Below are 18,257 nucleotides of genomic sequence, written 5' to 3'. Positions count from 1 at the left end.
CAAGGATTTAATAATAAATATAAAATTTCAATAAAATTTTTACAGTAATAAAAAACCAGATGATATTCTTATTTGTGTTTTAAAAGAGAATGCTTTAGCAACTGAAGCAAATAATTGTGACGGTTATTAAAGAGAGTGTTGATCAAAATTTTAAAATAATTTTTAAAACAAAATTTCATATGAAAAAGCTCTACACAATTTTATTTATATGGTTGTCGGTCTTTGTACACCAAATTTTTGCACAAGCTCCTAATTTGCCTGTCAAAGTTAATTTGGCTACAACATTGAGTACTTCTAAAACTTTTACTAACGGTACGAATCCAGATATTATATCTTTTCCTTTAAGCAGTCAGACTGAATTTACTTTAGAAGTAAAAGCCAAAGTTAATGCTGCTGTAGGCAGAGGATTAGATGTTGAGGTTAAGAATACAATTGGCCTCGGATTTAGAACATCTTTAGACAAAACTACTTTTAATAATACCACAATCTTATCAATACAGGATAATTTAAGTACTTCCGTAGATAATGCCCAGGAACAAACTTACAGGTATGCAATCAAAGATGGCGTTGCAAATATTTATCAGGACGGAAATTATTTAACTTCTAGAACGCTTGATTTTTTAAATGATAATTCAGGAACAACAATCGCATATGGTACTGATAATCTACTAGGAAGATGGGCTGGAGTCACCGGGAATAACTCTGGCAAACCTAACGATTATGGCTGGGCAAATACGGCTGCAACTCTTCCCTGGAATACAGCAAATTCAACCAGCGGTGTTCGATATCTGGATGTAACTTCCGGACATACTTTTGAATCGGATAATTCAGTTTACAGCGGAAGAATAATGTACATACGTTGGGATAATGCAAGTTATTCAACTTCAACATATAGCTATCCGGTTAAGTTGGAACAGGGCTTGCGATATGAATTTTCATGGATTTACGAATACATATCTAATGCTGCTCCCGGCGCGAAAATTAATGTAGCGATTTCATCAGGTGCGGACGGATCAGGTGTTATAACTTCTAAATCATTTACAACTGGTAATGCCAACAAATTAAGAAAAGGAGATTTATCTTTTGTTTCAAATGCTGACGGTATTTATTATTTGACAATCACCGGTGATTACGGACTTATGGCGATTGCCGATTTAAAACTTAAATCTTCAAATTTAATTAATAACTGGGACGGATTTTTTAATGATAATTCAGGAACTCCTGCTGCTTATGGGTGGACAAATGTTACTTCACCAACCATTTTTAATACAGCAAACAGTACTACCGGAGCACGGTTTATGGATGTAACTTCAGGTCATACATTTGAATCAGATAATTCAGTTTATAGCGGAAGATTAATGTACATCAGATGGGATAGTACTGCACTTCAAAATTCAGTTTATTCATTTCCGGTACAGTTAGAAGCTTCAAAAGGGTATCAGTTTTCATGGATATATGAATACATTTCGAATTTAAGTCCCGGTTCTCAAATGACAGTATCTGTTTCTACAGCAGCAAATGGAGGAGGAACAGTTTTGGGAACAAAAAGTTTTGTAACAGGGGCTGCTAATAAATTAAGAAAAGGAGATTTGGCATTTCAATCGCTAACCGCAGCTACCTATTATATTAACATTACCGGAGCCAAAGCACTTTTTGGAATAGGGGATTTAAAGGTTCAGGGACAGCAAACAGCAAATATTGTTATTGGTAAAAATTACGCAACTGGTGCTGTTGATATGGCTGTTACTTCAGTTACTTTTGAGAATGTGGCTTACGCACCGGAGAAAATTATTAGTCCTTCACTACTAACCACAACTATTTCAGGCAATACAAATGTAGCGGCCTTTGCAAAATCAAAAGTTGTTTTAAGCGGAACGGCTTCCTTATATCTTAAAAATGGAAACAATCCTTTAATTAATTCGACAGTAAACTTAAGTTCAGCAGATAACCGTTTGTATTTTGAAAATGTTAAACCAAGCGAAGTAATCAGTTCGCAGTTACAATATGTTTCAATAAACGGTGTACTGGCAAGTAATGGCACAAATGCAAATGTTACAAATTATGGGTCAGGTACAGTTGTCTCGCCTTATGTTGTAGATTATCAGCCGTTACAGGTTTTTACTGAAGAAAATTTTGCAGGAACATCTCAGCAATATGTTACAGTAACCCCATTTGATAATTTAGGAGCATTTGATAATGCGATCAAATCCTTTAAATTAAAAAAAGGTTATATGGCAACTTTTGCTACCAGTGCAGACGGATCGGGTTACAGTAGAGTTTATATAGCAGAAAATGAAGATCTTGAAATTTCGGCTTTACCAATTAATTTGAAAGGAACAATTTCATTTGTCAGAACAATGAGATGGCACCAGGTCACTAAAAAAGGACTTGCCGGTGGAAGTACTGAAGCAATCAATTCAACTAATATTACCTGGTATTACAATTGGAACACCGGAATGGATACCACACCAAACGTAGAATATGTACCAATACGCCAAACGCAATACTGGCCGGCATTTGCTCCTGCTTACACTAAAGAAGGCTACACACATCTTTTAGGATTTAATGAACCAGACCGTCCTGATCAGGCAAACATGACAGTTGAGTCAGCAATAAGTTCCTGGCCGGCTCTTTTGAAATCAGGATTAAGAGTAGGTTCTCCTGCAACATCAGATCCTTATAACCCCTGGATGGCTAATTTTATGACACAGGCAGAGGCTAATAATTACAGAGTTGATTATGTGGCACTGCACTGTTACTGGTATAAAACGGCAGCACAATGGAAAAGTGATTTACAATACATATACGACAAATACAAAAGACCAATCTGGATTACAGAATGGAATATTGGTGCAAACTGGACAGCTAATAATTTTCCGGATGCTGTTACTACAATTACTGATGCCAATGCGACGAAACACAAAAATGATCTTGCAGCAATATTAACTGTTCTGGAAAGTGCTGATTATGTAGAGCGTTATTCAATCTACAATTGGGTGCAAGATGCCAGAGCAATGTATGTTACCATAAATGATGCGTTTAAAACAAGAAACCCAAACTGGCAGAGTTATGTTTGGCTGCAAACAGCACCAGTAATTTCCAGTACAGCAACTGATTATACGGTTTTAACTCCGGCAGGGCAATATTATGCCAAAAATGCATCGGCGAAAGCCTATAATTCTGCAAGGGAATACATTCCGTTATGGAAAACAAAAGTAGAAACGTTAAGTTATGCCCTTTCATCAGATTATAAAAATATTACAGTAAAATGGACAGGAACGAATCAGGAGTTAGTAAATAAATATGTTTTGGAAAGAAAACTAAGTGGCGAAAGCACCTTTTCAGTTTTCTACGAATCCACCAATTATACTATTCTGGAAAAAATCGATCAGGTTCGTACGCATGCCGAATACAGAATTAAAGTTATTGGTAAAGACAATGTTGAGTCAGCATACTCAACGATATTGGTTTATGATCAGCCTGCGATTTCTGTGGTTCCAACAAATTTTCAGGGTGAGGCAGTATCAGCATCAGCAATCAATTTAAAATGGACGCCTGTCGCTGGAGCAGAATCTTATAAAATTAAAAGATCTGCAACTGTTAACGGTACTTATGAAATTATATCTGCTTATATCAAAGACAGCATTTTTGGTGATACAAATTTAGAAGCAAATAAAGATTACTTCTATAAAATTGCATCAGAAAATGCGGGAGGCGAAAGTCAGTATTCCGCGGCCTTACAAGTTAAAACATTGATAACTTCTGGTTCTTTAACTGCTAAAAGTGCAAATACATTAGCCTTAAATACATTGGAAGAGGAATCTTTTGAAACTATCAGTGCGTTTCCAAATCCTACTACAGGTCAGTTCGATATTGTTTTACCAGTAAATGAAGATTTAGTTACGGTTGCAATATATGCAGCTGACGGGAAAGTGATTTCAACATCAAAATATATAAGTGAAAATGGTAAAATTCATTTGAATATTGAAAATCAGCCGCCGGGAATTTATCTGATAAAGATTCCATCGCATCCCGATATAACGTTCCGAATTATTAAAAAATAATGCATTGCATACAAGTAAAGTTAGGTTTTAATTAGTGTAGAAATGATGAGGGATCTTTCGGGATCCCTTATTATAATAGAAACTTCCTGAGATTATTTAGGATTAAAAAATAAATTTAAAATGAGATTTATTGGTAAGTTTTTGGTGTTAGGAGTTGTCCTGATACTACTTTTTAGTTTTGTAAAGCTCAAACAAAAACCTTCATTTTCTGAAGATTATAAGTTAGTCTGGGCTGACGAATTTAATACAAATGGTCGTCCGGATGAAAAGAATTGGAATTACGAAACGGGGTTTGTGAGAAATCAGGAAAATCAATGGTATCAAAAAGAAAATGTTACCTGCAAAGATGGTTTTTTGATTATCGAAGCCAGAAACGAAAAAAGAGCCAATCCAGATTTTATATCTAAAACCCATAAAGACTGGGCAAAAAACAGAGATTCTATAAAAGTTACCTCTTCTTGTTTAATTACCCGTGGAAAACATTCCTGGCAATATGGCCGCTTTGAAATGCGTGCTAAAATTCCCGTTGGAAAAGGAATGTGGCCAGCCTTTTGGACATTGGGTGTAAAAGGAAACTGGCCTGCCAATGGCGAAATTGATATTATGGAATATTATACGGGGAAAATATTAGCCAATGCAGCCTGGAAATCAAATGAACCACAGACCGCATGGGATAGTAAAACAGTTACGCTGAGTGAATTTAAGGATAATTCCTGGGCAGACAAATTTCACATCTGGAGAATGGATTGGGATGCACAGTGGATTAAATTATATGTTGATGATCAACTTCTAAACGAAATTAATGTGGAAGATACAATTCGGGATAAAAATCAAAAGATAATTCCGTTTCAGCAGCCTCATTATTTATTGGTGAATCTGGCTGTCGGAGGAATAAATGGAGGAGAATTCACTACAGCCGATCTTCCATCAAAATACATAATCGATTATATCAGGGTTTATCAAAAAAATAAGTAAAAATGAAATTAAGATATTCAATAATTATAAGTTTTGTATGTTCTTTTGTTTTCTCGCAAAACAATTATTTTGCTCCGGGAAAACAGTGGAAAGATACAGATGGAGTGCATATTAATGCCCATGGGGGCGGTATTGTTTTTGCTGATGGGACTTATTATTGGTATGGAGAATACAAGACTTCGGGCCGCAAAGGAAATACATCTTTAGAAGGTGTCAGTTGTTACACCTCAAAAGATTTATACAATTGGAAAAATGAAGGTATTGTATTAAAAGTGGAACAAGATCCTAATTCCGAAATAACAAAAGGCTGTGTAATAGAGCGTCCAAAAGTTGTTTTTAATAAAAAGATAGGCAAATATATTATGTGGTTTCATTTAGAACTTAAAGGACAAGGCTATAATGCTGCAAGAGCAGCTGTTGCCGTAAGTGATTTTCCAAAAGGCCCTTTTAAATTTAAAAAATCATACCGCCCTAATAAAGGAGTTTGGCCCATAGATTTTAAAGATGAATTTAAAACAGCTTCAACGAATGAGGCTGCTTTGAAATCCTGGAGCCCTGAATGGCTTACAGCAGTAAAAAACGGAATGTTGGTTCGTAAGGATTTTGATAAAGGACAAATGTCGAGGGATATGACTGTATATATTGATGATGATGCTAAGGGGTATCTTATTTGCTCTTCGGAAGAAAATTTGACACTTCATATTTCAGAACTTACAGACGACTATTTAGATTTTACTGAAAAATGGACAAGAGTTGCGCCGGCAGGTCATAATGAAGCTCCTGCAGTTTTTAAAAAAGATGGGGTTTATTATATGATAACTTCGGGTTGTACCGGTTGGGATCCTAATGCGGCACGTTCGTTTAAATCGAATTCTATTTGGGGACCATGGCAGGCTTTAGAAAATCCGTGTGTGGGTAAAGATGCGGAACTTACATTTCATTCACAGAGCACTTATATTCTTCCCGTTCAGGGAAAAAAAGATCAGTTTATCTTTATGGCGGACAGATGGAAGCCTGATAATCCTATTGATGGCAGTTATATCTGGTTGCCGATAACAATCACGGACGGAAAACCAATTTTAAAATGGCTTGAAGAATGGAATCTAACTTCTTTTGAAAAATAATGAGCTAATATAACAGGTGTTTGTTTTACATTTATTAATTAAAATCTTTACATTAGAAGCATAATAAATTAAGTGTGAAAGATTTGCAACTTGTTAATTTCAAAAAAGTATATCCAATGATTAAAAAGATAAAATTTATAAAAACTGTAATCTTAATTCATTTATTAATAATTGTTTGCGTTTCAAAAAGTACAGGACAAAATTTAGATAGTGAACGAAAACAACGTTTTAATTTTGATTGGAGATTTTCTTTAGGAGACTCCTCTGATTATAGCTTACTAGATTTTGATGATAGCAATTGGAGAAAATTGAATTTACCCCATGATTGGAGTATTGAAGGAAAATCAGAAAAAGAAAATGTAAGTGGAGGAGATGGTGGTTTTTACCCAATGGGAACAGGCTGGTATCGAAAAATATTTTTAGTTCCTTCTGAATGGAAAGAAGAAAAGATTGCTATTTATTTTGAAGGCGTTTATATGAATGCTGAGGTATTTGTCAACGGGAAATCAGTTGGTTTACAACCGTATGGTTATACTTCTTTTGAGTATGATCTAACGCCTTATTTAAAATTCGGACAAAAAAATGTAATAGCTGTTAAGGTTGATAACTCTCAACAAAAAAATTGCAGATGGTACAGCGGCTCAGGTATTTACAGGAATGTGTGGCTAACAGTAAAAAATCCGGTTCATATTAAAAATTGGGGTGTTGCCGTTACTACTTTGGAGGTAAAAAATAACAAAGCTGAGATTCAGGTTAAAACTATAATTAAAAATGAAAGTGCGGCTCTGCAAAATTTATTGCTTTCAACTGTTATTGCTGATAAAAAAGGAAAAGATACGGAAAATTCGACAAGTAAAATAGAATTACAGCCAAACGAAGAAAAAGAAGTAATTCAAACTATAACAATCGAAAATCCAAAATTATGGTCGGTTGAATTACCAAATAGATATCAGGTTAATTCAATAATTAAGAAAGAATCAAAGAGTATTGATGCTTTAACCACTGATTTTGGAATTCGAACACTTGAATTTAGTTCTGAAAAAGGTTTTTTATTAAACGGAAAAAAAATCCTCTTAAACGGTGGGTGTGTACATCATGACAATGGAGCACTAGGTGCGGCGGCTTATGATCGCGCCGAAGAACGAAAAATAGAATTGCTCAAAGCTGCCGGATTTAATGCGGTCAGAACTTCACATAATCCTCCTTCAGAAGCCTTTCTGAATGCCTGTGATCGATTAGGCATGCTCGTAATAGATGAGGCTTTTGATGGATGGCGGGAAAAGAAAAACACATATGATTATTCCATACTTTTTGATAAATGGTGGAAACATGATCTTGAATCTATGGTACGGAGAGATCGTAATCATCCTTCTGTAATCATGTGGAGTATTGGTAATGAGATTATTGAACGAACCAAACCTGAGGCAGTTGAAACAGCAAAAATGCTGGCAAATGCTATTCGCAGCATAGATGCTACACGCCCGGTAACTTCGGCAATGACGACCTGGGATAAGGAATGGGAAATTTTTGATCCCTTAATGGCTGCCCACGATGTTGCAGGATATAATTATCAGCTGCATCGTGCAGAATCAGACCATGAAAGAGTGCCTTCCAGAATCATTGTGCAAACCGAATCCTATCCAAAAGATGCTTTTGCCAACTGGAATTTGGTTCAAAAACACAATTATATTTTAGGTGATTTTGTGTGGACTGCAATGGATTATTTAGGTGAATCGGGTATTGGTCGTTATATATATCCAGGTGAACCCTTGGGTGAACATTGGCAGGGAAATATGTATCCATGGCATGGTGCTTATTGTGGTGATGTCGATTTAATGGGATGGAGAAAACCAATTTCTCATTACAGAAGTATGCTGTATAATGATAATGAGAAAATATATATGGCGGTTAGGGAACCAAATCCTGAAAGCGGAGCAATAAAACTTACATTGTGGGCTGTTTGGCCAACCTGGGAAAGCTGGACCTGGCCTGGCCATGAAGGCAAAAATATTGAAGTGGAAGTATATTCAAAATATTCTAAAGTAAGATTATATCTTAATGGTAAAAATATTGGCGAAAAGGAAACTACCAAAGCGGAGGAATTTAAAGCAACTTTTATACTTCCGTATACAAGTGGTGAACTAAAAGCGGTTGGTTTGGAAAATGGAAAAGAAACTGAATCGGTTTTGTTAAAAACGGCCAGTCAGCCATCAAAAATTAAATTAACAGCAGATCGCAAAACCATAAAAGCAGACAGTCAGGATCTGGTTTATGTAACGGTTGAAATTACAGATGAAAAAGGTGTTTTGAATCCAAATGCGGATAATGAAATTGCTTTTAAGGTTTCCGGTGCCGGAACAATAGTGGGAGTTGATAATGCGAATTTAAAAGACGTTGATTTATACGTTGCTAATACCCGAAAAGCATGGCATGGACGTGCGATGGTAATTATTAAAAGTAATGGAGAATCGGGAACTATTAATCTTGAAGTGACTTCACCGGGATTAAACAAAAGCGTAATTAAGATACAATCTACCGGAAAAAAATAAAAAGCAAATACCAGAAATTACAAAATTTTAAGAATGAATCAATTAAAAATGTTACTGTTTTTAGCTTGTATTTTCAGTGTGTCTTTGTTTTCGCAACAAAAAGAAAATAATGCTAATACTTTATCTGAATCGCTTTTTGATGCTGATATCCAAATTAGTAATCTTAAGGTAGAAAATGCAGTAACTCCAATTGGTCTTGATGTTGCTCAGCCTGTCTTTAGCTGGCAAATGGAAACAGTTAACAAAAACAGCAGTTATAATCAATATGCGTATCAAATTATTGCAACAAATAATCTGGGGAATGAGGTTTGGAATACAGGAAAAGTTAAAAGTGGAGAATCTATTAATATCAAATATAAAAGCGAAGAATTAAAGCCTGCAACTTTGTACAACTGGACAGTAAACGTTTGGGATCAAAAAGGAAAAAAGTACTCCGCAAAGTCATGGTTTGAAATGGGTTTTTTGAACCCCAAAATGGTTACGAATAAAGATTCAGATAAAGAAACAACCGCATGGTCCGGAGCAAAATGGATTGGTGGTAATGCCAATGATATGGTTTTGCAGGCCCAATATCTTCCTGTTTTTGTTATCAATAGTACAATTCAGCTGGATAAAAAGCTAAAATCGACAAAGGCATCTTTAATTTATGGTGCTAATGACCGGCGTTTAATGAACCGAAATAAAAATCAATATAAACTGGAAAACAAAGATGGCGATGGTTATATTCAGGTTGAATTGGATATCGCACTCTTAAATTCAGATGGGTTGGCTAAATTGAATATTTATCGGGTAGGTTATCATCCAAATGATAAAAAAGAAACCCCTTTTAAAAGTCTTTCAATTCCGAATTCGATTATTAATAAAGAAAACCAGTATAATACACATACTGTAAGTGTTCAAAGCTGTTTGGGACTAACTAAGATTTATATTGATGGAAATTTAAAAGAAAATCTGGTAGGGGATATCAATTTAAACCCATTAGGATCCGGAGGCGATTTTATAGCTTTTCCTGTAGTGGGTGATATTGGTTTTTCAGTTCCTAAGGGAGAAAAAGCACAGTTTTCGAAAATTGAAATTAAAAACTACCGAAGCCCATCGAATGTAATTTTTTCTGATGATAGTAATTCGCCAGGTATATTTTCGTCATTTAACGAAGTAAGTAGAGAGAATAAGATCTATACAGTAATTGGCGGAAACAAAGGGGCTTTTATTCTGGCAGATCCAAGTCAGAATTCCATGCCTATGTTGCGTACCGTTTTTGGAATCGATTCCCCTAAAATAAGTAAAGCACGATTGTATGTCACTTCACGTGGTATTTATGATGTGTATTTAAATGGTAAAAAAATAGGAGACGATTATTTTAATCCGGGACTTACACAATACAATAAAACCCATTTGTACCAAACTTTTGATGTAACAGCAAATATTCAGGAAGGGAACAATGTATTGGGGGCAATTCTTGGTGAAGGTTGGTGGAGTGGCGGCAGCACTTACGCTGGTGAAAACTGGAATTTTTTTGGTGATCGTCAATCCATATTGGTCAAATTGGTAGTTACTTATGCGGATGGAAGCGAAAAAAACATCATAAGTGATCCTGAAACATGGACGTATTTCAATGACGGACCCGTAAAATACAGCAGTTTTTTTCAGGGTGAAGTTTATGATGCAGGAAAAGAAAAAGCAATTGAAGGCTGGAATACAGCTGTATATGATGCGTCTAATTGGCATCAGGCGGTAGCCATAGGAACAAATGGATTTGTAAGTTCAGAAGGAACAGCCAATCTACCCAACTTTAACAATTTTACCGATGCCCAATTAATAGGGCAGTTTGGCACGACAGTTAAGCCAATAAAAGAATTAACGGCTCAATCGGTAACAGAAGTTCGTCCGGGTGTATTTGTTTACGATATGGGACAAAACATGGTAGGCGTGCCAAAAATTATGCTGACTAATGTAAAAAAAGGAAAAACAATCACATTGCGTTATGCCGAAGTTTTGTATCCTAATTTACCTGAATACAAGGGAAATGAAGATTTACTGATGCTTGAAAATGTTAGAGCGGCTATGTCACAAGATATTTACATAGCCAAAGGAGATAACGAAACCATAACGCCACGATTTACATTTCACGGATATCGATATATAGAAATAACAGGAATAGAAAAACCTTTACCGCTACCAGATGTTAAAGGAACGGTATTAAGTTCCATTCATCAATTGTCTTCTTATTATCAAACCTCAAATCCTTTGGTAAATAAATTATGGGAAAATATAACATGGTCTACCTATGGAAATTTCCTGTCAATACCTACGGATTGTCCTCAGCGTAACGAACGTTTAGGATGGAGTGGAGATATTTCGGTTTTTTCCCGAACTGCAGTTCATTTATCAGATGTTAAGCAATTCCTGAAAAGACACATGCTGGCAATGCGGGATATTCAGAGAGAAGATGGCCGTTTTCCGGATGTAGCTCCTATAGGTGTAGGATTTGGAGAAACTTTATGGGGAAGTGCAGGAATTACTGTTGTCTGGGAAAACTATTTACAATATGGAGATCTCAGTTTATTAGAAGAGCATTATAATGCTATGAAAAGTTACACCAATTATCTAATAGCCGATATCGATAAGCAGACGGGGGTTTTAAAAGAAAAAGAAAGAAATACCTGGGGTTCTTTAGGAGATTGGCTGAGTTTGGAAGATTCTAAAAATGAAAAAACACTATTTTGGGAAGCCTACTTTATTTATGATTTGGAAATTATGTCTAGGGTGGCAGCCTTATTAGATAAAAAGAAAGATCAGGACTATTTTTCGGAATATTATAAGCAACGAAAAGACTTTTTTAATAAAACCTACATTGATAAAACAACAGGGAAAACTTCATTTAGAGGTAAAATTATAGATACACAAACTTCTTATGTGTTGCCTTTTGCTTTTAATGTTTTGGATAAAGAGAATTCAGATCTGGCTATAAAGCAGTTTGTAAATTCTATACAAAGAGAAAACAAAACAGATCAGGGTGCTGATTGTCCGCCCTATTCATTAATGACAGGATTTATTGGAACGGCATGGGTGAATAAAGCGCTTTCGGATAATGGATATTCAAATATTGCTTATCAATTATTGCAGCAAACTTCTTATCCATCATGGTTGTACCCGGTTAGTCAGGGAGCAACGACTATTTGGGAACGATTAAATTCATATACTCATAAAGACGGGTTTGGGGGAAATAATAGGATGAATTCTTTTAATCATTATGCTTTTGGTGCTGTAGGCGCATGGATGTATAATTATTCATTAGGAATTCTAAGAGATGACAATTTTCCGGGATTTAAACATTTTATTTTGCAGCCGGAACCTGATACTACCGGACAAATGACCTTTGCAAATGGATATTACGATTCGATGTACGGACGTATTGAAAGCAGTTGGGAAAGAAAAAACGGCAAATATTATTTTCATTTTGTTGTTCCGGCAAATACAACTGCAATGCTTTACCTGCCAGCTTTAAAAGAAAGAGATGTGACGATAAATGGTAAAAAGAGCGGAATCAAATTTTTGAATATAGAAAATAATAAGGCTGTTTTTAAAGTAGAATCCGGAGAATATAGGTTGGAAACAGTTGTCAGGAATTAAATTAGAAGGGAAAAGTACAGCATAATAAATATAAAACAGGTTGGTTAAATTAGATTGAAATTAGATTTTCTACAATTTTGTTTGTAAAAACCAGCTTTGCAAAATCCTTAAAAAAATGAATCAATTAAAAATGTTATTGTTTTTAGCTTGTATTTTCAGTGTGTCTTTGTTTTCACAACAAAAAGAAAATACGGCTAATGTTTTTCAGATAAAGAATCCAGATTATAAAATCAGTCCTTATACAGGAATGACAAAACAGCATTGGAAGGATGCTGCTCTTTATTTGTTAGAAGGCGCTTTTAGTTATGTTCATACATTGGATGATCCGATGAAGTTTCCTAAACAAGAAGGAAAAAGTTACCCTGTAAATGAAAACCAGATTCCAACAGAAAAACTGGAAGGGCTCTGCAGAACCTTATTCATCGCTTCACCATTATTAAAAGAGAATCCGGAATTAGTAATCAATAATATTAAGGTAGCGGATTATTACAGATATCAAATAGGAAAATTAACAGATCCAACCAGTCCGTCCTATATTGAACCTCGTGCTAAAAATGGAGGCCCAAGCCAAAAATTAGTTGAATTTGGAGCCTTAGCACTTTCAATGCTTACGAATCCGGATGTATTATGGAAACCTTTACCAGAAAATCAAAAAGAGCAGTTGGCTAAAATAATGCTTAGCTATGGCGATGGACCAACAGTAGATTCTAATTGGAAATTTTTCAACATTTTTGTGTTGAGTTTTTTTAAGGAACAGGGCTATAGCGTCAATGAAAAATTACTTGTTGAATATTTAGAAAAATCACTCAAACATTACAGAGGCAACGGATGGTACAATGACAGTCCTGCTTTTGATTATTACAGCATGTGGGCATTTCAGATGTATGGTACAATTTGGTCTGAATTTTTTGGAAAAAAATATTATCCAGAACTTGCTGCCAAGTTTACAGCAAATTTTAATGATTTAAAAGACAACTACCCATATTTGTTTAGCAAAGATGGCGAAATGATTATGTGGGGAAGAAGTATAAGTTACAGAACCGGAGCTGTTGTTCCTTTTCCATTGATGGGATTTCAAAACGATCCAAATACCAATTATGGCTGGATGAGAAGAATTTCATCGGGAGTGATTAAGCAATTTTTAACGCATCCTGATTTTATGAAAGATAATGTGCCGACACTCGGATTTTACGGCGCTTTTGAACCCTCAGTTCAAATTTACAGCTGCAGGGGAAGTGTGTATTGGATGGGTAAAATATTTTTAGGTTTGCTGGTTCCGGATGACAATCCATTTTGGAATGCCAAAGAAAATAATGGTGATTGGGATACGAAATTTAAAAAAGATGCTGTTTACAATAAATATCAGGGAGATTCACAAATTTTAATTACAGATTATCCTAACATTGGAGCTTCAGAAGTGAGGGCCTGGTGTCATGAAAAAGTAAGCAGTGACTGGCAAAAATTCAGATCAACAGAAAACTATAACAGGCTGTCTTACAATAGTGCTTTTCCGTGGCAGGCAGATGGCGAAAATGGAGAAGTGGCTATGAATTATGTTGTCAAAAACAAAAATAATCTCTGGGAGGCCTTTAGGTTGTATACTTTTAAAAAGTTTGAAAACGGCATCTATTACAGAAATGTAGTTTTAGAAACAGATGAAAATATTCAATTTAATTTAGCTGATATTCCGTTGCCTAATGGAATTTTAAGAGTTGATAAGAATAGTAGTAACAGGCCAATTGCAATACGTTTAGGGCATTATGCTTTACCAAAATTAAACAAAGAAATTGTCACGACTAAAAGAAACGTTGAAGGATATGATGTGACTATTATTGACAATGGAAAATATCAATTAGCTATGATTCCGGTTTTAGGATGGGAAAAATCAGAAGTTGTTAAAGCAAAAGGATTGCATCCGGAGAGTAATGAAAGTACTGTAATTAATATTACAAGCAATTCCATATCAGAAAAATCAAATATTTATGCCACTTTAATGCTTTGGAAAAAATCCGGCGAAAAATGGACGAAAAATGAATTAGTTCCTATAAAAATTCTTAGTAAGACGGAGCGTGTTATTACAATTCAATATAATAATGGAACAAAAAAAGTAATTGATTTTAATTAAAAAATATCGTTATGTAACATAGGGATCTGGTATCATCCAGAAACTTATCAGATTAAAATAAGGACACATTTTAAGTTCCTCCGCTTAGCGAGGTTGTAAACTTGCCAAACGCTTATTAGCTGCAGCTTGCAGCTTTTCTTCTCGTCATTTTGATTTCAGTTCTTTTGTTATCGATCTTAAAATTTTGTCTTTTTTAACTTCTTTTATTATTCCTTTATGCCAGCAGGAAGAGCTAAATATTTGTCTGACCAAATGTAAACTTCCATAATTATAGGCAATAAATCTATTCCTTTTGTTGTCAGTTTGTACAAATTTTTTGCCTTGCTGTCGGGGTGTACGGATTTTTCTATTACACCATTTTCTTCAGGTTCTTTTAGTCTTGATGCTAAAATATTAATGGTAATGCCTTCTTCCGATTTTAAAAAGTCATTATACATGCTTTTTATAAAATATTAAATCTCTGATAATAAGCAAAGACCATTTATCACCAAACACATCCAATGAGCAACTCAATGGACAGTCTGACCTTTTTACTTGTTTCTATAATGGACCCCCTATTTTAACAGTAAAATTCTAAGTTTTTTATAAATGTATAACCTACACCTCTTCAAATATGTCATTTGTCGAAATAATAATTTGTTTACACAGGGTATTCTTAAGTTTAACATGATATTAACTTAAAAAACAACCAATATGATTAAGGACGTACTAAAATTACTGTTTGTTATATGCTTATTCGGATTTACAGGTCTGCAAGCACAAACAACAGTAAAAGGAACGATAACAGATGCTGCGAGCGGAATTCCGATTCCTGGAGCAAATGTTATTGTTAAAGGAGCAAAGACAAGTGCATCATCAGATTTTGATGGAAAGTACAGTATAGCAGTTCCAAATAAATCAGCAGTTTTGATCTTTTCTTATGTGGGCTCCGCTCCACAAGAAGTAACAGTAGGAACACAAACTACAATTGATGTAGCTTTGGGTGCAGCTACACAACAATTAGGAGAAGTAGTAGTAACAGCTCTTGGTATTAAAAGAGAGAAAAAAGCGATTACGTATTCTGCTCAAAATATTGCTGTAGATGAACTTTCAGAGGCAAGATCATTAAACGTTGCCAACTCGCTTTCGGGTAAGGTTGCCGGTCTTAACTTCTCTACAACATCAAATGGTGTTGGTAGTTCATCGAGAATTACATTAAGAGGGAACAGATCTCTTAACGGAAACAATCAGCCTCTGTATGTAGTAGATGGTGTACCAATTAGTAACGGTACAACAACAACAAATCCTGATATTGATACAGGAGGAACTACACAACCAGATGGTATTTCAAACATTAACCCCGAAGATATTGCTTCGATGACAGTTCTTAAAGGACCTTCTGCTGCGGCTCTTTATGGTTCCAGGGCGAGTAATGGGGTTATCGTAATTACAACAAAATCTGGTAAAGAAGGAAAAACATCAGTTTCGTTATCAACTAATTTTATGGCTTCATCTGCTTATAATTTGATGAATTTGCAAAATGAGTACGGTCAGGGAACAAATGGTGTTTACAACCCAACTTCCAGTTCAAGCTGGGGAGGAAAATTAGACGGAAGCCAGGTTTCAAACTGGCAGTTAGTTCGTAATCCAAATTATTCAGGACCGGCTACACAAAGTTATTCTCCACAACCAAATAACGTTATTGATTTTTATAAAACGGGTTACAATTTAGCTAATACATTAACTGTTACGGCAGGAAATGAAAAAGCGCAAGGTTATTTCTCATATACAAATACACGTGCTGAAGGTATTGTGGGCGGGAATCAATTAGACAGACATAATCTTAATTTAAGATTGACAAGTAAACTATCTGATAAATTATCATTGGATGTGAAAACAAATTACATCATTCAGGATATCGATAATTTATTGAGAACCGGAGAAGAATCTATTGGTACATCAGCTTATTTACTGCCTCGTAGTATTGCATATAATGATTACAGAAATTTTGAATACACCGATGCTGCAGGACAAAAACAAATGAATTATTTCATCGATGAAACTGGAGCACCAGGAGGAAACCCATTTTGGTCTGCTTTAAGAGATGATGCACGTACAGATAAAAGAAACAGATTTATTGGTTTAGCTTCTCTTAAATATGAATTTACAAAAACGCTAAGTTTACAAGGTAGAGCTGGTTTAGACCAAATGACAAACAAAAATGTTAGAAACAGATATGCTACAGTTGCATTTAACAATAACTTAGGTTCATACAGCGAATCTTATGAAACCGTAAGTGAATTGAATATTGACGCTTTACTTTCGTACAATGAAAAATTTGGAGATTTTTCTGTTGGACTTAATGGAGGTGCAAGTTCATTACAGCAAAACAGTTCAGCTTTGAATTCAGGAGGAGTTTTAAGTAAGAGAAACTTTTTTGCCTTGTCTAATGTGCAGACAATTCAATCTACATCTACATCTTCAGAAAAAAGAATTAATTCCCTTTACGCCTTTGGTCAGCTAGGTTTTAAAAACTATTTATTCTTAGATTTAACTGCCAGAAATGACTGGTCTTCTACTTTGCCTACTGATTATTTTTATCCTTCTGTAGGTCTTTCAGCTGTTATTTCCGACATGGTTAAATTACCTGAAGTAATTAGTTTTGCAAAATTAAGAGCTTCTTACGCACAGGTTGGAAACGATACAGATCCTTACCAAACGCAGCAAAGATTCTCTTATATTGGTGGAAATGGCGGTATGTTATACGGACAAACAACGGCTGCAAATCCTAACTTAAAACCAGAAATATCTTCTTCAACAGAGTTTGGTGCAGATGTTAGATTCTTTAATAATCGTTTAGGTTTAGATTTTACCTACTTTAATACATTAACAGATAACCAAATTTTCTATATCAATACTCCTGAGTCTTCTTCATATTCAAGAGCTATCGTAAATGGCGGGGATATTGAAAATAAAGGTATTGAGCTTACGCTTACTGCAACTCCTATTCAAACAGAAAATTTTAGCTGGGATATTACAGCAAACTACGCTTCTTATAAATCAAAAGTAAAATCTATTTTTGAAGGGAGAGATGAATTAGTTCTTGGTGAAGGACGTTTAGTTAGAAGTAAAGTTGTTGTAGGAGGTGAATACGGTGATTTATACATTAAAGGTTTCCAAAGAAATGCTGATGGTAAAATTATTGTAAACAGTGCAGGTATTCCATTAGCAACAAACGGTTTTGATGTTCGTGCGGGTAACTTTAATCCAGACTGGACTGGAGGTTTAAAAAATAACTTTAAATACAAAGATTTCAATTTCAGTTTCTTAATTGATTTTAGAATTGGCGGAGAAGTTATTTCATATACTCAGGCAAGACAAGCAGGTTTAGGGGTGAATGATATTACTTTGGCAGGAAGAGAAGGAGGTATCATTGTTGATGGTGTTGTTGCAGGAGCAGGCGGAACTTATACTCCGAACACGACAAGTATTACATCTGAACAATACTGGACAGCAATTGGACAAAGAACACCTGTGGCAGAACCTTTTATTTATGATGCAACAAACATCAGATTAAGAGAGCTTGTTTTTGGATATTCATTACCAAAACGTGTATTAAGCAACACAGGTTTTACAAGTATTGACTTTTCATTGGTAGGAAGAAATTTATTCTTCTTTGTAAATAAAGCTAAATATTTTGATCCGGAAGCGGGAGCTGGTACTGGAAACTTACAAGGTATAGAATCTTTCAACATTCCTTCAACGAGAGATTATGGAGTTAATGTTAAATTCGGATTTTAATTTAAAA

Annotated in this window: 8 protein-coding genes; 7 read left to right on the top strand and 1 reads right to left on the bottom strand. The window is 35.0% G+C overall.

The features are described 5' to 3' along the window. Positions 1-179 precede the first annotated feature (179 nt). The 6 genes from AC6CH4_RS23845 to AC6CH4_RS23820 all read left to right on the top strand — a co-directional run bounded on the left by AC6CH4_RS23845 (position 180) and on the right by AC6CH4_RS23820 (position 14,470). On the top strand, positions 180-4,064 hold the full coding sequence (locus AC6CH4_RS23845; protein WP_498107465.1) for a glycosyl hydrolase: 3,885 nt from the start codon (positions 180-182) through the stop codon (positions 4,062-4,064). A 120-nt stretch (positions 4,065-4,184) separates the two neighbouring features. Continuing rightward, the gene (locus AC6CH4_RS23840; RefSeq protein WP_498107463.1) at positions 4,185-5,039 is read left to right on the top strand and encodes a glycoside hydrolase family 16 protein; all 855 of its coding nucleotides are present in this window, start codon (positions 4,185-4,187) and stop codon (positions 5,037-5,039) included. Positions 5,040-5,041: 2 nt separating this feature from the next. Then, positions 5,042-6,163, top strand: a complete 1,122-nt coding sequence (locus AC6CH4_RS23835; protein WP_498107461.1) for a glycoside hydrolase family 43 protein — start codon at positions 5,042-5,044, stop codon at positions 6,161-6,163. A 116-nt stretch (positions 6,164-6,279) separates the two neighbouring features. Further along, on the top strand, positions 6,280-8,712 hold the full coding sequence (locus AC6CH4_RS23830) for a glycoside hydrolase family 2 TIM barrel-domain containing protein (RefSeq protein WP_498107459.1): 2,433 nt from the start codon (positions 6,280-6,282) through the stop codon (positions 8,710-8,712). Positions 8,713-8,745: 33 nt separating this feature from the next. Beyond that, positions 8,746-12,345: a family 78 glycoside hydrolase catalytic domain gene (locus AC6CH4_RS23825; protein WP_498107457.1), complete on the top strand. Its 3,600-nt coding sequence runs from the start codon at positions 8,746-8,748 to the stop codon at positions 12,343-12,345. A gap of 115 nt (positions 12,346-12,460) precedes the next feature. Beyond that, on the top strand, positions 12,461-14,470 hold the full coding sequence (locus AC6CH4_RS23820; RefSeq protein WP_498107455.1) for a DUF2264 domain-containing protein: 2,010 nt from the start codon (positions 12,461-12,463) through the stop codon (positions 14,468-14,470). A 206-nt stretch (positions 14,471-14,676) separates the two neighbouring features. Here AC6CH4_RS23820 and AC6CH4_RS23815 read toward each other — a convergent pair whose 3' ends face one another. Further along, positions 14,677-14,907: a winged helix-turn-helix transcriptional regulator gene (locus AC6CH4_RS23815; RefSeq protein ID WP_498107454.1), complete on the bottom strand. Its 231-nt coding sequence runs from the start codon at positions 14,905-14,907 to the stop codon at positions 14,677-14,679. A 256-nt stretch (positions 14,908-15,163) separates the two neighbouring features. Here AC6CH4_RS23815 and AC6CH4_RS23810 point away from each other — a divergent pair, with 256 nt between their 5' ends. After that, on the top strand, positions 15,164-18,250 hold the full coding sequence (locus AC6CH4_RS23810) for a SusC/RagA family TonB-linked outer membrane protein (RefSeq protein WP_498107452.1): 3,087 nt from the start codon (positions 15,164-15,166) through the stop codon (positions 18,248-18,250). Positions 18,251-18,257 lie beyond the last annotated feature (7 nt).

The sequence above is a fragment of the Flavobacterium sp. GQ95 genome, assembly GCF_059758655.1.
Note: the sequence above shows the minus strand (reverse complement) of the source record. Positions and strands in the feature narration are given on the sequence as shown.